Genomic DNA, 14,919 nt, shown 5'->3' on the forward strand with positions numbered 1-14,919 from the left:
GGCTAGGTTGTGTTCACCACTCGAATACCAGGAGGGTATTAACATGCATTCAGTGGATTCAACCTGTTCTAATAACAGTGAGCGTGAACAAATAGCAAAGATTCAGGCGGAGCATCCATTAGCTCGCAATTACTTCGACCAATTGGTCGCTTGCTACTTGTCGCCATTACATCGTCGATGCATGGCTTGGTTAGGTTGTCCTTACGATGCGGATGACGTATTGCAAGAAACCTTAGTGCGGAGTTTCCGTTACATCCATGCCTATCGCGGCGAAGCTGCTTTCAGAAGTTGGCTCTATGCCATTGCAGACAATCAATGCCGAAGCTACTTGAAAAAGCGTGCTACTCACGCGAAGCGCTTCGTTTCTGAAGAAACGCAAGAAGAACCGGGCAGCGAGGAAAAATGCCCTGTTACCACAGACGAGGGAATCTCCCAGACTGTGAAATCCTTGGCGAAACCGGCACAAGAAATTCTTGTTCTCCGGTTTGAGCATGACCTGTCTCTAGAAGAGATCAGTAATGTTCTAGGGTTAGGTTTAAGCGCGACGAAAATGCGCCTTTACCGAGCCATTGATGCGGCTGAAAAGCACGTGTCGAGAGAAGAGGGGTTACTTGCGATGGCTTAATACCAATGAGATTAAGAGTTTGGCTATTTTGGATGGTTAGAATCGACAATAGCGACATGAGTTATTGATGATTTTCCCAACACAAATTAATGACCACCTTCTTAATCCGATCGGTATAAGAATATGAGTAACTCACTAAAAGAAAACCGCCAGCTGGCGGTTTTCTTTTGTCTGCGTTAAGCAAAGCGGGCGTTCAGATAGCCGCTCGCTTTTATTAACGAGCAGAGTTGATTAGCAAATCACTTTGATTGCTAGGCCGCCTTGAGACGTTTCGCGGTATTTCGCGTTCATGTCTTTACCGGTTTCCAGCATGGTCTCGATAACTTTGTCCAATGAAACGCGTGGCTCAGACGAACGGCGAAGTGCCATACGCGTTGAGTTGATCGCTTTCATTGCTGCGATGCCGTTACGCTCGATACAAGGAACTTGTACTTGGCCAGCAACCGGGTCACAGGTTAGGCCTAGGTTGTGTTCCATGCCGATTTCTGCAGCGATACACACTTGTTGTGCGCTACCGCCCATCAACTCAGCAAGACCTGCAGCAGCCATTGAACACGCTACGCCGACTTCACCCTGACAGCCGACTTCAGCGCCAGAGATAGATGCGTTCTGCTTGTAAAGGCCGCCAATCGCGCCTGATACCGCAAAGTAACGGATGTATTCACGTGGGCCAACGTTCTGGATGAACTTGTCGTAGTACGCCAATACCGCTGGAATGATGCCACATGCGCCGTTCGTTGGTGCTGTAACAACACGGCCACCGGCGGCGTTTTCTTCGTTCACGGCAAACGCAAACATGTTTACCCAGTCAACCACTGCCATTGGGTCGTTTGAGAATTTCTCAGACGCAATAAGCTGTTGGCGAAGTGCTGCTGCGCGACGTGGTACACGTAGTGGACCAGGCAGTACGCCTTCGTTGCTCATACCACGGTCTAAACACTCGCGCATGGTGCGCCAGATGTTACCGAAGTACGTTTGAATTTCGTCTTCAGAGTGCATTGCACGCATGTTTGCCATCACGACTGCACTGATAGACAAACCGGTTTCTTTACAATGTGCTAGCAACTCTTCCGCGTTGTTGTAATCGTAAGGAACTTTGATTTTGTTGTTGTCTTCTTTGCCGAAGTTCTCTTCATCAACGATGAAACCACCGCCGATAGAGTAGTAGGTTTTGGTGTAGATCTTTTCTTCACCGTTCCACGCGTGAATTTGCATGCCGTTTTCGTGCATTGGCAAATTGGTGTTGTGGAAGTTCATGCCGCCTTCACGTGGGAAATCCACAGTGTGGCAGTGCATGCCAACAGGCAAGCGCTCAGATTCTTCTACGCGGGCAATAAAGCCTGGAATGCTGTCGATATCTACGTGCTCTGGCGAGTTACCAGCAAGACCCATAATGATAGCAACATCAGTGTGGTGGCCTTTACCCGTCAAAGACAATGAACCATATACATCAACAGTGATCTTGGTTACGTCACGCAGTTTTTCCATGCTGCGTAGATCGTCGATGAATGATTTACCGGCTTTCATTGGGCCAACAGTGTGCGAGCTTGATGGGCCTACGCCGATTTTATAGATATCAAAAACGCTGATCATGTGTCATACCTCAGTCAATGCCCGTGGTCTACATAGACGGGCATTTGGATTAATTCGTTGTATCCATCCGTGGAGGTGACATTCTGCGAGCCGTTCATTCCGTGGCTCAGGAAAGGAAAGCAAAAAGAGCAAGATGCGTAGTCGGCATCCTGCTCTTTCTTTTCGCGCTATTCTACACGATTTATTACGATACGAAACTGTACATAATCGCTGAAATCGCTACTAGACCCATGAAGGTCACGAAGATGTTGCTCGCTTTGCCACCGTACTTTTGCATTGCAGGTACTTTCTTGATTGCGTACATCGGCATGATGAACAGAATCGTTGCGATGATTGGGCCACCTAGTGACTCGATCATGCCCAGAATGCTTGGGTTGATGGTTGCAACAATCCAGCTGGTGATGATAACGAACGATACGGTGAACATGTCGATTTTCTTCAGGTTTACCGTTTTGTTACGTGAACGTAGTTGCTTGATGATGAGACCGTTTAGACCTTCACGAGCACCCATGTAGTGACCGAAGAAAGAAGAAACGATAGCAACGAATGCAACGATTGGACCCAAGTAAGAGATGAATGGGCTTTCGTGCTTGTTCGCAAGGTATGACAGAACCGCTAGGTTTTGTGCTTTTGCTTCTGCAAGGTCAGCTGGCGTTAGGCTCAGTACACAAGAGAATACGAACAGCATAACGAAGCCAAGCAGCATGCCTGAAGTGCGAACAAGAATTTGTTTCGCTTTACGTTCTGCGTCATCACCGTAGTCACGCGTTTGTGCCATAGAGAAAGCAGAAATCGCAGGGCTGTGGTTGAACGCGAATACCAATACTGGGATTGAAATCCAGATCGTCGTCCAGAAGTCGCCCATGGTAGGAACTTGTTGCAGGGCAGACATGTTCCAATCAGGAATCAGGTAAACCGACATGAACAGTAGGATAGCAACCAGTGGGTATACCAAGAACTGAGTCACTTTCAACATCAGTTTCTCACCCGCCAACATGACTGACATCATGCCAAGGATAAGAACGATAGAAAGAACAACACGTGGCAATGATTCCATGCCAAGTTGGTTAACCATGAAAGAGTCAACAGTGTTGGTAATACCAACGCCGTAAATCAGAACGATTGGGTAAATCGCGAAAAAGTAAAGCAGAGTGATGAGTTTACCCGCTGTCGCGCCGAAGTGCTCTTCAACAACTTCAGTGATGTCGCTACCTGGTTTTTTAGATGACAGGACAAAGCGTGCCAAACCACGGTGAGCGAAGTAGGTCATTGGGCCTACCAAGATCGCTAGAGCAACCAGCGGCCAGAATCCGTTTAAGCCTGCATTGATTGGAAGAAAAAGAATACCTGCACCTACAGCTGTTCCGAACAGCGATAGCATCCAAGTTGTGTCTTGCGCTGACCACTTCATTTTGTCTGCGCTTGAAGTTGCGGTGGAGTGAGTTTGCATCAATTATTCACCAATAAAAATACGGAACGGATCTGAATCTGATGCGTATTATTTACATTTTTGCAGTTAAAAAAGTGATGTTGATCACTTTTTGTAGCAATAATAATTCGTGCGACGAATTTAATTGATCTCAGTACACATGCATTTTTTAGGGTTTAAAAAACCTGTTTAAAGACTTAAACAAAAGTTTATTAGTTAAAAATTAGTTTAAGCAAAGTTGCTGACTGAAGGCATGAAGAATCTGAGCGGTAACACCCCAAATCAGGTGATCTTGGTAGGTCATGGCATAAATGTCATAGGTGTTTCCGCGAACTTGGAAGGGTTGTTTGCGTATAGCATTTCGTCTCAAAAACTGAGCAAGTGGTACTTCAAAGAGCGTGTCGACCTCGTTTTCGTCAATCACGGCATCGTAATTCGGATCAACAAAGGCAATCACTGGTGTGACGAGGTAGCCGCTTACGGTGGGCAGCGGGGTAAGGGAGCCGAGCAGATCAGTACGATTAGCGGTAACACCAATCTCTTCTTCCATCTCCCTGATGGCGGTTTCAACGATGTCTTTGTCTGAACGTTCAACTTTACCGCCCGGAAAGCTGATTTGCCCCGGGTGATGTTTCAGATGTGTCGCGCGTTTGGTGAGTAGAACATGTAATTCCCCTTCTCGTTCGGCAAGGGCAATCATCACGGCGGCAGGGCGCAATTCGGTTTGGGTTTGGCGCTTCATAGCGTCGGTAGCACGTTTGATGACGCGTTCATCGTACTGACAGCCCGGACTTAAGCTAAATCGTTGAACGAGCCAGTGACGAGAAAGAGGGCGCATGGGGCTCTGGCGCATATTGGGCGCAGAGCGAGCCGATTGATTCGACGTGGCTGTGTTTGTCATCCGTGTTGCTTTGTCCATGCGCACATCCCGTGTATTTCGAAGGCCGTGTTGCTGATGAAGAGTTGGGCTATGACAAGGTGGGTAATATCTTACTGAGCTTGTCTAATGTTTCTTGGTATTCCGATGCGGCTTCACTGTCCGCCACCACGCCACCACCGGCCCATGCATAAACACGCTGCTTATGGCACACCAAGGTGCGAATCGTAATGCTGGTATCCATGGTGCCACATCTACTGATGTATCCCATGCTACCGCAGTAAATACTGCGACGGTGTGGCTCTAATTCTTCTATGATTTCCATCGCGCGAACTTTCGGTGCGCCAGTAATGGAACCACCAGGGAAACATGCACGAAGTAAATCTGTCGCATGGCTATTCTCTGAGAGTGTTCCCGTCACCGTACTGACCATGTGATGAACGGCTGGAAATGTCTCAATATCAAAAAGTTTAGGCACATTTACCGAACCCGGCGAGGCCACTCTGCCAATATCGTTACGCAACAAGTCCACAATCATCAGATTTTCTGCGCGATCTTTCTCTGCATTCTGCAAACAGCGAATGTTCTCGGCGTCTGTTTTTGGGTCATCACTTCGTGGACGAGTGCCTTTGATTGGCTTGGTTTCTATCTCTTGGCCATGCAGTTGCAAGAATCGTTCTGGCGACACAGAAAGAATGGCGCAATCGTCCATGCGGATGAATCCAGAAAATGGGGCACCATTAATACGCGCCAGCCGTTGATAGGCTTCCCATTCACTGCCTTGATAAGGCGCTTCAAAGCGCTGAGCCAAGTTAATTTGATAACAATCGCCCGATTGAAGGTACGCCTGAACGCGGTCGAATTTCTCGGTGTAGCTTTGCGGTGTCATGTTCGCCTGCCATGGCCCTTCAAGTTCAAAATCCGCGTGGTCTTGCACATGATGGCTATCAAGCCATGCGAGTCGATCATCGCCCTGAGGCTGAATGACGACCAGCTGTTTTTCTTGATGATCGGCAATGATCGCCCAATCATAAATGCCGATGGCAAGATCGGGAATATCAATGTCTTGAGAGGCTAGTGATGGCAGTGTTTCGACCTGACGACCTAAGTCATAACTAAAGTACCCAAGTGCCCCTCCTAAGAACGGCCATGGTGCAATAGGCTCAAGCTTAGGCAGTAACGACGTTTGCAGTGCGTGAAGCTCTTCAAACGGGTCGGTTTCACTGGCCGAGGTGCGTCCGTCACGTTGGCGGATCTGATTGATGCCATTTTCATGACAAAGCGTGGCGATAGGGTCGGCAACCAAAATATCGAATCGATTATCAGGGTGAGATTGCGCAGCAGACTGCAACAACATGGCCCACGGAAGGTGTTCGATACGAGAAAAGAGTGACGTGAGCGCTGACGGTGAGTACTCAAGAAACTGCAAAGCGAGGGGCGTGCGTCTGGATTCAGTCATTTTCGTGTTTTTGTGATCGGCATTGAAGCGTCAATTGGCGCTGATAGAGTCGTAAGAGTATCATATTCGCGGGGTTTATTCTCAAGTCACCTATCGACAGTTTGAGCGCTGAGCACCATGTGGAAAGCAACAGTCACGCATTTTTTGGGCATGAAGCCCGAGTGAGCGTTATTGATAAATAGAGACACCAAAAGGTCGCTGTTCGAAAAGCGGCCTACGCTTTGATAATACAAACGCTTTACTGGAAGCCCTGTTTAGCCCGCACCAATAAGCGAGCAGGCAGCGCCAAGGAATCATAACAATGAAAGAGGCAACTATGACTGTCATTCGTAAGGAAGACGTCATCGACAGTGTCGCTGACGCCCTGCAGTACATTTCTTACTACCACCCAATCGACTTTGTTCAAGCGTTAGAAAAGGCGTACAACAAGGAACAAAGCCAAGCAGCAAAAGATGCCATCGCGCAAATTCTTATTAACTCTCGTATGTCTGCCGAGGGCAAACGCCCGATTTGTCAGGATACGGGGATCGTCACCTGCTTTGTGAACATTGGTATGAATGTTCAGTGGGAAGGTGATATGACGGTTCAACAAATGGTTGATGAAGGTGTGCGCCGTGCATACAACAACCCTGATAACCCACTTCGTGCATCTGTGGTGGCTGACCCTGCGGGTAAGCGTTCAAACACCAAAGACAACACGCCAGCGGTTGTTCACATCAACATGGTGCCGGGCAATACCGTTGAAATTCAAATCGCAGCTAAAGGCGGCGGTTCAGAAAACAAAACCAAAATGGTGATGCTAAACCCATCAGACGACGTGGCAGCATGGGTAGAGAAAACCCTTCCTACCATGGGCGCGGGTTGGTGTCCGCCGGGCATGCTGGGCATAGGTATTGGCGGTACGGCTGAAAAAGCCGCGGTACTGGCGAAGGAATCTTTGATGGAACACATCGACATTCAAGAATTGATCGACCGTGGCCCAGTGAACGCCGAAGAAGAACTGCGTTTGGATATTTTCAACCGTGTTAACAAACTGGGTATTGGCGCACAAGGCCTTGGCGGTTTAACCACAGTTGTTGATGTGAAAATCAAAACTGCGCCAACACACGCAGCATCAAAGCCCGTGTGTTTGATCCCGAACTGCGCAGCAACACGCCACGTTCACTTTACGCTTGATGGTTCAGGCCCTGCTGACCTTCAGCCACCAAAACTGGAAGAGTGGCCAGAAGTGACGTGGGAAGTGGGCGATAACGTACGTCGCGTTAACCTCGATAACATCAGTAAAGATGATATCCAAGAGTGGAAAACCGGCGAAACCGTTCTGCTGTCCGGCAAAATTCTGACTGGTCGTGATGCCGCACATAAACGTATTCAAGAAATGTTGAATAACGGTGAAGGTTTGCCAGAAGGCGTCGACTTTAATGGTCGCTTCATCTATTACGTCGGCCCTGTTGATGCAGTAGGTGATGAAGCAGTTGGCCCTGCAGGCCCAACGACTTCAACACGCATGGACAAATTTACCGAGATGATGCTGGGTGACACCGGTTTGATGGGCATGATTGGTAAAGCCGAACGTGGCCCTGCCACCGTGGAATCTATCAAACAGCACAAAGCCGTGTATTTAATGGCAGTGGGCGGTGCAGCATACTTGGTTGCTAAGGCGATTAAGAAATCCCGCGTAGTGGCGTTTGAAGATTTGGGTATGGAGGCCATTTATGAGTTCGAAGTGGAAGACATGCCGGTGACGGTAGCCGTCGATTCACGTGGAGACAACGCTCACCAAATCGGCCCTGATACGTGGAAAGTGAAAATCGCTGAGATGGATAGCTAATTCTTAAACCCTATCTCGACGTTTATTAAAAACCGCAGTTTTGGCTGCGGTTTTTTTGTGCGTGATATTTTGAAATGCGCCGAAGTTGGGGAAAGTTTGGCGTTCATAGTGCACACCGAAAGATACAATCATCACTAGTCGTGCTGCTGGATTGACCTCTAGGTGCGGTAGCTTGCCTAAATTGCGGATAAAGGGCTTTTCACGCCATTGGCCCCGTTTTGAAGGATATGGGTATAAATTTGGGTTGTTCGTACATCAGAGTGACCAAGCTGGGATTGAACCGTTCTGATGTCTGCACCTGATTGCAAAAGATGAGTGGCGAAAGAGTGTCGCAAGGTATGCGGTGTTACGTGCTTTTGAATGTTTGCCCTCTTCGACGTCGAGCGTACGCATCTTTGCACGGGTTTTTCATCAATATGATGCCGGCGCAACACGCCAGATTCGGGATCCACACTGGTATTTAATGATGGGAATAAATATTGCCACGGTAAGTCTTTGCATTCGGCCTGATATTTGTACCTTAACCTGTGGGGCATCCACACCCCGCCGAATTCGGGGGTCTCCAAATCGATAGAGAGTTGCTGCTCAACCATTTTAATTTGAGCCCGCAATAAGGGATGTAGTTCTGAAGCAAGCGTCACAACACGGCTTTTTCCACCTTTGCCATCAATGACTTTGATGCAACTGTACTCAAAATCGATATCTTTCACTCTGAGCCTGACAGCCTCCATGATTCTTAGGCCGCTCCCGTAGAGCAGTGAGCAAATTAGCTTGTGTTTTTCTGGGCACAAATTTAAAAACCTTCGCACTTCATCATGCGTCAAAACTTCAGGTAGTTTCTTCTTTTTTGAACTGGAAACATAGTTCAGTGATACGGATAAAGGTGACTTAACAATTTCACGATATAGAAATACCAAAGCGTTTAGGGCTTGAGATTGAGTACTTTGAGCGACGTTTCTTTTGTTGGCCAAAAAACAGAGAAAATTCTCAACTTCCTTATCACCTAAGTCATCTGGATGTTGCATACTGTTATGTCTAATGAAGTAGGCTATCCACCTTAAATAGCTCTCGGTCGTCCGTTTCGCATACCTGCGTTTGTACATGTATTTTTGGATTGAGAGTAAATAGGGGGATTTCATGATTCTTCCTGATGTCGACAAGGTGGAAACGTCTACGCTTTGCTTGGAATGTAGCCACAATTGGGCATAGGTGCATTTCCGCAGGCAATTTGTGAGAGGTTTCCGAAAGAATTCATGAAATCAATATGTTGCTCAGAGACCACGAATGGTTAAGACGCTATTATTGGACACTTTGGGTGTCTAATACACTGTTATAGCGCAGTCTGGCTTTGAAGTCAGTCGCACCACTTCAATCATCATTCTCGATAAATTTTGATAAAGCCTTAGAATTCAAACTAGCGTACGTATAGTGAGACGAAGATGGAAAAGGCAGAATTCATTCAAAAACACCTAATTGAGAAGGGTGTCCCAGCAGATTTAACTAAGTCAACAGCGTTTATTTGGTCTAGATATAAAGACCCTTCCCAAAAGCCTCTAGTTTTTCAATCTCCTGCAAAAATACTCATAACACGTGGCTTATTTATGGGGCTATTATGGGGAGCTTTGATGTGGGTATTTTTTTGGCATTCAGAGCCAAATAGTTGGGTAACATATCTTGTCTCAGTATCTCTATTTGGTGTTTGTATGGGATTTATCGACGTATTTCGCACCATTAAGGCTCGAAAGCTTTTGGGTGAAACAAACTGGGAAACTTGGTGTCAGCAACACTATAAGTAAAGCGCCATAACAAGAAAATCAACGTGGACGTTTACTCGTGGCGCATTTTTCATAGAAACGCTGTGATTAAGGCGATTCAATCAGTTTGGGCTAGTAAACGCCCGTTATTTTAACGTTATCCCGTGTTCATAATGAATGTACTTTGCTTCGAGGTTTGGCTAGCTAAACTTGCTTTTCATAGTTGGTGATTTGTATCTGGTTTGGTCGTGATTGAAGCTTTATCGGTTTGTTTCTAAAGCGGGTTGGCGGCAAGCCGCGAAAGTGCGGAGCAAGGGCTAACAAGCAAATCAACGCGGACGTTTACTCGTGGCGCATTTTTCATAGAAACGCCGTGATTAAGGCGCTTCAATCAGTTTGGGCTAGTAAACGCCCGTTATTAGAACGTTATCCCATGTTCACAATGAATGTACTTTGCTTCGAGGTTTGGATAGCTAAACCTGTTTTTCATAGCTGATGATTTGTATCTGGTTTGGTCTTCGCTGAAGGTTTATCGGTTTGTGTCCAGTGTCGAAACGGTCACTGACGAATTTGAATTCAAAGCAAAGCTGTTGTTTCTTTGTTGTTTAAACAAGCAATTGTATCGACGTCTCGTGCAGTGGTTTGTTTCTAGAGCGGGTTGGCGGCAAGCCGCGGAAGTACGGAGCAAGGGCTAACAAGCAAATCAACGTGGACGTTTACTCGTGGCGCATTTTTCATAGAAATGCTGTGATTTAGGCGCTTCAATCAGTTTGGGCTAGTAAACGCCCGTTATTCGAACGTTATCCCATGTTCTCAATGAATGTACTTTGTTTCGAGGATTGGCGGGCTAAACTTGCTTTTCATAGCTGGTAATTTGTATCTGGTTTGGTCGTGATTGAAGCTTTATCGGTTTGTTTCTAAAGCGGGTTGGCGGCAAGCCGCGAAAGTACGGAGCAAGGGCTAACAAGCAAATCAACGCGGACGTTTACTCGTAGCGCATTTTTTCATAGAAACGCCGTGATTTAGGCGCTTCAATCAGTTTGGGCTAGTAAACGCCCGTTATTAGAACGTTATCCGTCTGTTCTTTTCGTGTTTAGAAAGCGATGTTTGGCTGGCCAGTTCCTCTCTCTGTCGCAGGCTGTATAATCTCAAAACCCTCCTCAAACCAATCCCATATTTGACGCAAAATCATGTAGTAATCTTTGCTAAGTTGAATTTAACGTCCTTGGTTTTATTGAGTGATTTTATCTTTAGGGTCGCAGTTGAATTCACAAAACGGTGCGTTTTTTGGGTGTTGGCGGCGAAGCCACGAAAGTAAGGTGCAAGGGCTAACAAGCAAATCAACGCGGACGTTTACTCGTGGCGCATTTTTACATAGAAACGCTGTGATTTGGGCGCTTCAATCAGTTTGGGCTAGTAAACGCCTGTTATTAGAACGTTATCCCGTGTTCATAATGAATGTACTTTGCTTCGAGGATTGAATAGCTAAACCTGCTTTTCATAGTTGGTAATTTGTATCTAGTTTGATCGTGACTGAAGCTTTATCTGTTTGTTTCTATAGCGGGTTGGCGGCAAGCCGCGAAAGTGCGGAGCAAAGGCTAACAAGCAAATCAACGTGGACGTTTACTCGTGGCGCATTTTCACATAGAAACGCTGTGACTTAGGCGCTTCAATCAGTTTGAGCTGGTAAACGCCCGTTATTAGAACGTTATGTGCTAGGCAGTAGTAATAATTAGGTTGGAAAAATGAAAAGCTTATTAGAGCATCGTGAAAATTTAAAAAATAATGTTCAAGCATATGAAGTAGATATTGAAAGGTGCTACGGCACAGTAGTTAAACACTTGAAAGATGCAGGCTATAAACGAATTACCTTAAATCGTGCAGAGTCAACAATAAAGCAGTTTGTTGACCTCATTTTTGAAGCTCAAGATCGTAAACCATTTTTTCATATTGAGTCCCTCTCAGGACTTCCTTACTGTTGGAACTCTCCATCTAAAAACGGCTGGGATATTGATTATATAAAATATGAGTGGGGGCATCTTCAGTCTCGAAATCAGAATGGTGATGCTGCGCATTGTGCCCAAAACTTGTGCTTACAATCAGCACGTTGCAATCAACATATTCAGAGTTCTATGAACGTAAATGAACTAAAAGAATATGGGGGTAAGTTAGAGCAAGTGATAGATCAAAATCTAAAGAATCGAGAAAAATTGTTTGCTTCAGATGAATGGAAAACTTTGTTAGTGGAACTGGAGCGTTGGAAGTAGGCACATAACAAAGCATTTAAGAGTGATTCCCAACGCTTGGCATTTTTCATTTCATCGTTGGGTTTCGTGTTTACGGTGGTTTGGTTAAGTTCCGTGGTTGCGTTGCTCACACCTTAATGCGGCGTTATCCCGTGTTCATAATGAATGTACTTTGATTCGAGGTTTGGATAGCTAAACCTGCTTTTCATAGCTGGTGATTTGTATCTGGTTTGGTCGTGATTAAAGCTTTGTCGGCTTGTTTCTAAAGCGGGTTGGCGGCAAGCCGCGGAAGTCCAGTGCAAGGGCTAACAAGCAAATCAACGCGGACGTTTACTCGTGGCGCATTTTTACATGGAAACGCTGTGATTCAGGTGTTTCAATCAGTTTGGGCTAGTAAACGCCCGTTATTAGAACGTTATCCAATAAATTGAGGTACTTATGAAAGTGAGGTTAATGGAAAAGTCTGATTTAAATGATACAGCAGAAGTACATAAATTAGCTTTCGTAAGACAGAAACAATCTTATGAATGGTTAGTGTGTAATTTCAATGCTTTCCCGCGAGTCTTGTGTTTTGTCGCTGAAGATAGCAATGGGATTATTGGTTATATTATTTGGACTCAGAAAAGTGGTTTTCGTCCTGAAGTCGTAATGGAAATTGAGCAATTAGCGGTTTCTCCTAACCACCAAAGAAAAGGTATTGGGCGCAGCTTAATCATGAACTCTTTACCATTAGTAAAAGCAAAATTGGCAGAGAATGACTCAGTATTAAAGCATGTGTTTGTTACAACGAGAGCCGACAATTTTGCTCAAGAATTGTATAAATCAACATTAGGCGCAGAAGTGGAAGCAACGATTACTAATCTATATTCTGCGGATGAAATATTAATGATTGCACGCAACGTTAGTTAATAAACATAACAATCGCATCAACACGATTTATTACATTCGGCGTTCTGGGTTTGCCCAGGGTTTCGTGATTAAGACAGTAAAATTCAGGTTGGTTTGCATGGTAATAAACGTGTTATGCCAGCGTTAAGCATAAAAATGAGTATATCTGAAACTAAAGCAGTTGAACTTGCTACTAATTTTATTAAAGAGCAAAGAAAGCAATCCGACATCCCTGTGGCTTACGAAACTGGGCTCGCCATCCTTAATCGCAGAAAACGCGGCATGTCGTGGATTACGATAGTTGAGGAGGGCCAAGAGTATTGGTCTGTATATTTTGACTTGGATAATGATGATCCTGCAGTAGCTACAAAGGATCCTAACCATATTGCAGTAATGGTTAGCACGCAGTCTGAGAATATCGAATGGTTATCATTGCTATGAAGATGCTTAACAAGTAGCTGCAGTTCGTTCCGGCCCTTCACGCATCCACCAGTAAGTCAAAGCATTATCCTTCAGTTCTTCTCAGTGTTTAGTTTGTGATGTTTGGCTAGACCGTTCCTCTCTTCGTCTTAGGTTGTTTAAACTCAAAACCTTCACCAAACCAATCCCAAACTCGATGCAAAATCATGTGGCTATCTTTGCTAAGTTGAATTCACAAAACGGTGCGTTTTTTGGGTGTTGGCGGCGAAGCCGCGAAAGTGTGGAGCAAGGGCTAACAAGCAAATCAACGCGGACGTTTACTCGTGGCGCATTTTTCATAGAAATACTGTGAATCAGGTGCTTCACTCAGCTTTGGCTAGTAAACGCCCGTTATTAGAACGTTATCCCGTGTTCATAATGAATGTACTTTGCTTCGAGGTTTGGATAGCAAAACCTGCTTTTCATAGCTAGTGATTTGTATCTGGTTTGGTCGTGATTGAAGCTTTATCGGTTTGTATCCAGCGTTTAAACCTTAGCTGGCCCAGTTGAATTCAAATCCAACATGTTGTTTCTTGGTTGTTTAAACAAACAACAGTGTCGAGGTCTCGAGCTTCGGTTTGTTTCTAGAGCGGGTTGGCGGCAAGCCGCGAAAGTGCGGAGCAAGGGCTAACAAGCAAATCAACGCGGACGTTTACTCGTGGCGCATTTTTCATAGAAACGCTGTGATTTAGGTGTTTCAAACAGTTTTGGCAAGTAAACGCCCGTTATTAGAACGTTATCCCGTGTTCATAATGAATGTACTTTGCTTCGAGGTTTGGCTAGCTAAACTTGCTTTCATAGTTGGTGATTTGTATCTGGTTTGGTCGTGATTGAAGCTCTATCGGTTTGTTTCTAAAGCGGGTTGGCGGCAAGCCGCGGAAGTGCGGAGCAAGGGCTAACAAGCAAATCAACGCGGACGTTTACTCGTGGCACATTTTTACATAGAAACGCTGTGACTTAGGCTTTTCAAACAGTTTGGGCTGGTAAACGCCCGTTATTAGAACGTTATACGCTGTGATTTTACTTACATGTAAGCCAGTGAGTTTGAAACTCAAACACGGTGGTTTTCTCAACAAAAAAGCGGTTTGGTTTTGGATCGCCGCTCACCATTGAAAGTGTTGCAAACAAGCCATCAATGGCCATAACAAATCAAGCATCCCAGGGCTGCTTGCAAAGGCAAAAGGCGAGGTGCGGCTAGTCAAAAAGTTTTGGTGGCAGCTTTATAACAAAGGTTTTCAAGGCGGACGCAAAACATCTCCGCAAATTTTTTTATATCAACTTATGGCGATTACGGTGGCTTTTTGGCGTAAAGCTAATGTTTTACGCCCCTTAAAACGACGTTATCCCGTGTTCATAATGAAGGTACTTTGATTCGAGGTTTGGATAGCTAAACCTGCTTTTCATCGCTGTTGATTTGTATCTGGTTTGGTCGTGATTGAAGCTCTATCGGTTTGTTTCTAAAGCGGGCTGGCGGCAAGCCGCGAAAGTACGGTGAAAGGGCTAACAAGCAAATCAACGCGGACGTTTACTCGTGGCGCATTTTTACATAGAAACGCTGTGATTTAGGCGCTTCAATCAGTTTGGGCTAGTAAACGCCCGTTATTAGAACGTTATCCCGTGTTCATAATGAATGCACTTTGCTTCGAGCTTTGGATAGCTAAACCTGCTTTTCATAGCGGGTGATTTGTATCTGGTTTGGCAGTGATTGAAACTTTATCGGTTTGTTTCTAAAGCGGGTTGGCGGTGAGCCGCGGAAGT

At 45.5% G+C, this 14,919-nt stretch carries 11 protein-coding genes; 6 read left to right on the forward strand and 5 right to left on the reverse strand.

From position 1 onward, the window contains the following. The first annotated feature begins 43 nt into the window (after nt 1-43). On the forward strand, nt 44-625 hold the full coding sequence (locus Q365_RS0111050) for an RNA polymerase sigma factor (protein ID WP_028023403.1): 582 nt from the start codon (nt 44-46) through the stop codon (nt 623-625). A gap of 231 nt (nt 626-856) precedes the next feature. Here the strand turns inward: Q365_RS0111050 and Q365_RS0111055 are convergent, their stop codons facing one another. From Q365_RS0111055 to pabB, 4 genes are all read right to left on the reverse strand, one after another. After that, on the reverse strand, nt 857-2,218 hold the full coding sequence (locus Q365_RS0111055) for an L-serine ammonia-lyase (protein ID WP_028023404.1): 1,362 nt from the start codon (nt 2,216-2,218) through the stop codon (nt 857-859). 184 nt (nt 2,219-2,402) lie between these two features. Continuing rightward, on the reverse strand, nt 2,403-3,668 hold the full coding sequence (locus Q365_RS0111060) for an HAAAP family serine/threonine permease (RefSeq protein WP_028023405.1): 1,266 nt from the start codon (nt 3,666-3,668) through the stop codon (nt 2,403-2,405). 202 nt (nt 3,669-3,870) lie between these two features. Then, nucleotides 3,871-4,566, reverse strand: a complete 696-nt coding sequence (locus tag Q365_RS0111065; RefSeq protein ID WP_035024810.1) for a CoA pyrophosphatase — start codon at nt 4,564-4,566, stop codon at nt 3,871-3,873. 49 nt (nt 4,567-4,615) lie between these two features. After that, nucleotides 4,616-5,983 (reverse strand): aminodeoxychorismate synthase component I, encoded by a 1,368-nt coding sequence (gene pabB / locus Q365_RS0111070; RefSeq protein ID WP_028023407.1) that lies wholly within the window; start codon nt 5,981-5,983, stop codon nt 4,616-4,618. 316 nt (nt 5,984-6,299) lie between these two features. Here pabB and Q365_RS0111075 point away from each other — a divergent pair, with 316 nt between their 5' ends. Further along, nucleotides 6,300-7,814 (forward strand): fumarate hydratase, encoded by a 1,515-nt coding sequence (locus Q365_RS0111075; RefSeq protein ID WP_028023408.1) that lies wholly within the window; start codon nt 6,300-6,302, stop codon nt 7,812-7,814. Between the two features lie 176 nt (nt 7,815-7,990). Here Q365_RS0111075 and Q365_RS0111080 read toward each other — a convergent pair whose 3' ends face one another. Beyond that, nucleotides 7,991-8,953, reverse strand: a complete 963-nt coding sequence (locus Q365_RS0111080) for an integron integrase (RefSeq protein WP_028023409.1) — start codon at nt 8,951-8,953, stop codon at nt 7,991-7,993. A gap of 300 nt (nt 8,954-9,253) precedes the next feature. Here Q365_RS0111080 and Q365_RS0111085 point away from each other — a divergent pair, with 300 nt between their 5' ends. From Q365_RS0111085 to Q365_RS0111105, 4 genes are all read left to right on the forward strand, one after another. After that, nucleotides 9,254-9,610, forward strand: coding sequence for a DUF6404 family protein (locus Q365_RS0111085; protein WP_028023410.1), 357 nt, complete (start codon nt 9,254-9,256; stop codon nt 9,608-9,610). A 1,703-nt stretch (nt 9,611-11,313) separates the two neighbouring features. Beyond that, complete coding sequence (locus Q365_RS0111095; RefSeq protein ID WP_028023411.1) at nt 11,314-11,835, forward strand: hypothetical protein; 522 nt, start codon at nt 11,314-11,316, stop codon at nt 11,833-11,835. Between the two features lie 432 nt (nt 11,836-12,267). Then, on the forward strand, nt 12,268-12,723 hold the full coding sequence (locus tag Q365_RS0111100; RefSeq protein ID WP_211254252.1) for a GNAT family N-acetyltransferase: 456 nt from the start codon (nt 12,268-12,270) through the stop codon (nt 12,721-12,723). A gap of 114 nt (nt 12,724-12,837) precedes the next feature. Beyond that, entirely contained in the window at nt 12,838-13,143 is a 306-nt protein-coding gene (locus Q365_RS0111105) for a hypothetical protein (protein ID WP_028023413.1), read from the forward strand. Nucleotides 13,144-14,919 lie beyond the last annotated feature (1,776 nt).

It is taken from the genome of Enterovibrio calviensis DSM 14347, from assembly GCF_000621165.1.
In the GTDB taxonomy this organism is placed as follows: Bacteria; Pseudomonadota; Gammaproteobacteria; order Enterobacterales; family Vibrionaceae; genus Enterovibrio; species Enterovibrio calviensis.

What these genes read in the sequence shown, in the direction of transcription:
- Q365_RS0111050 (WP_028023403.1), top strand. Translation starts at nt 44, where the DNA reads ATGCATTCAGTGGATTCAACCTGTTCTAATAACAGTGAGCGTGAACAA.
- Q365_RS0111055 (WP_028023404.1), bottom strand. Translation starts at nt 2,218, where the DNA reads ATGATCAGCGTTTTTGATATCTATAAAATCGGCGTAGGCCCATCAAGC.
- Q365_RS0111060 (WP_028023405.1), bottom strand. Translation starts at nt 3,668, where the DNA reads ATGCAAACTCACTCCACCGCAACTTCAAGCGCAGACAAAATGAAGTGG.
- Q365_RS0111065 (WP_035024810.1), bottom strand. Translation starts at nt 4,566, where the DNA reads ATGGACAAAGCAACACGGATGACAAACACAGCCACGTCGAATCAATCG.
- pabB (WP_028023407.1), bottom strand. Translation starts at nt 5,983, where the DNA reads ATGACTGAATCCAGACGCACGCCCCTCGCTTTGCAGTTTCTTGAGTAC.
- Q365_RS0111075 (WP_028023408.1), top strand. Translation starts at nt 6,300, where the DNA reads ATGACTGTCATTCGTAAGGAAGACGTCATCGACAGTGTCGCTGACGCC.
- Q365_RS0111080 (WP_028023409.1), bottom strand. Translation starts at nt 8,953, where the DNA reads ATGAAATCCCCCTATTTACTCTCAATCCAAAAATACATGTACAAACGC.
- Q365_RS0111085 (WP_028023410.1), top strand. Translation starts at nt 9,254, where the DNA reads ATGGAAAAGGCAGAATTCATTCAAAAACACCTAATTGAGAAGGGTGTC.
- Q365_RS0111095 (WP_028023411.1), top strand. Translation starts at nt 11,314, where the DNA reads ATGAAAAGCTTATTAGAGCATCGTGAAAATTTAAAAAATAATGTTCAA.
- Q365_RS0111100 (WP_211254252.1), top strand. Translation starts at nt 12,268, where the DNA reads ATGGAAAAGTCTGATTTAAATGATACAGCAGAAGTACATAAATTAGCT.
- Q365_RS0111105 (WP_028023413.1), top strand. Translation starts at nt 12,838, where the DNA reads ATGCCAGCGTTAAGCATAAAAATGAGTATATCTGAAACTAAAGCAGTT.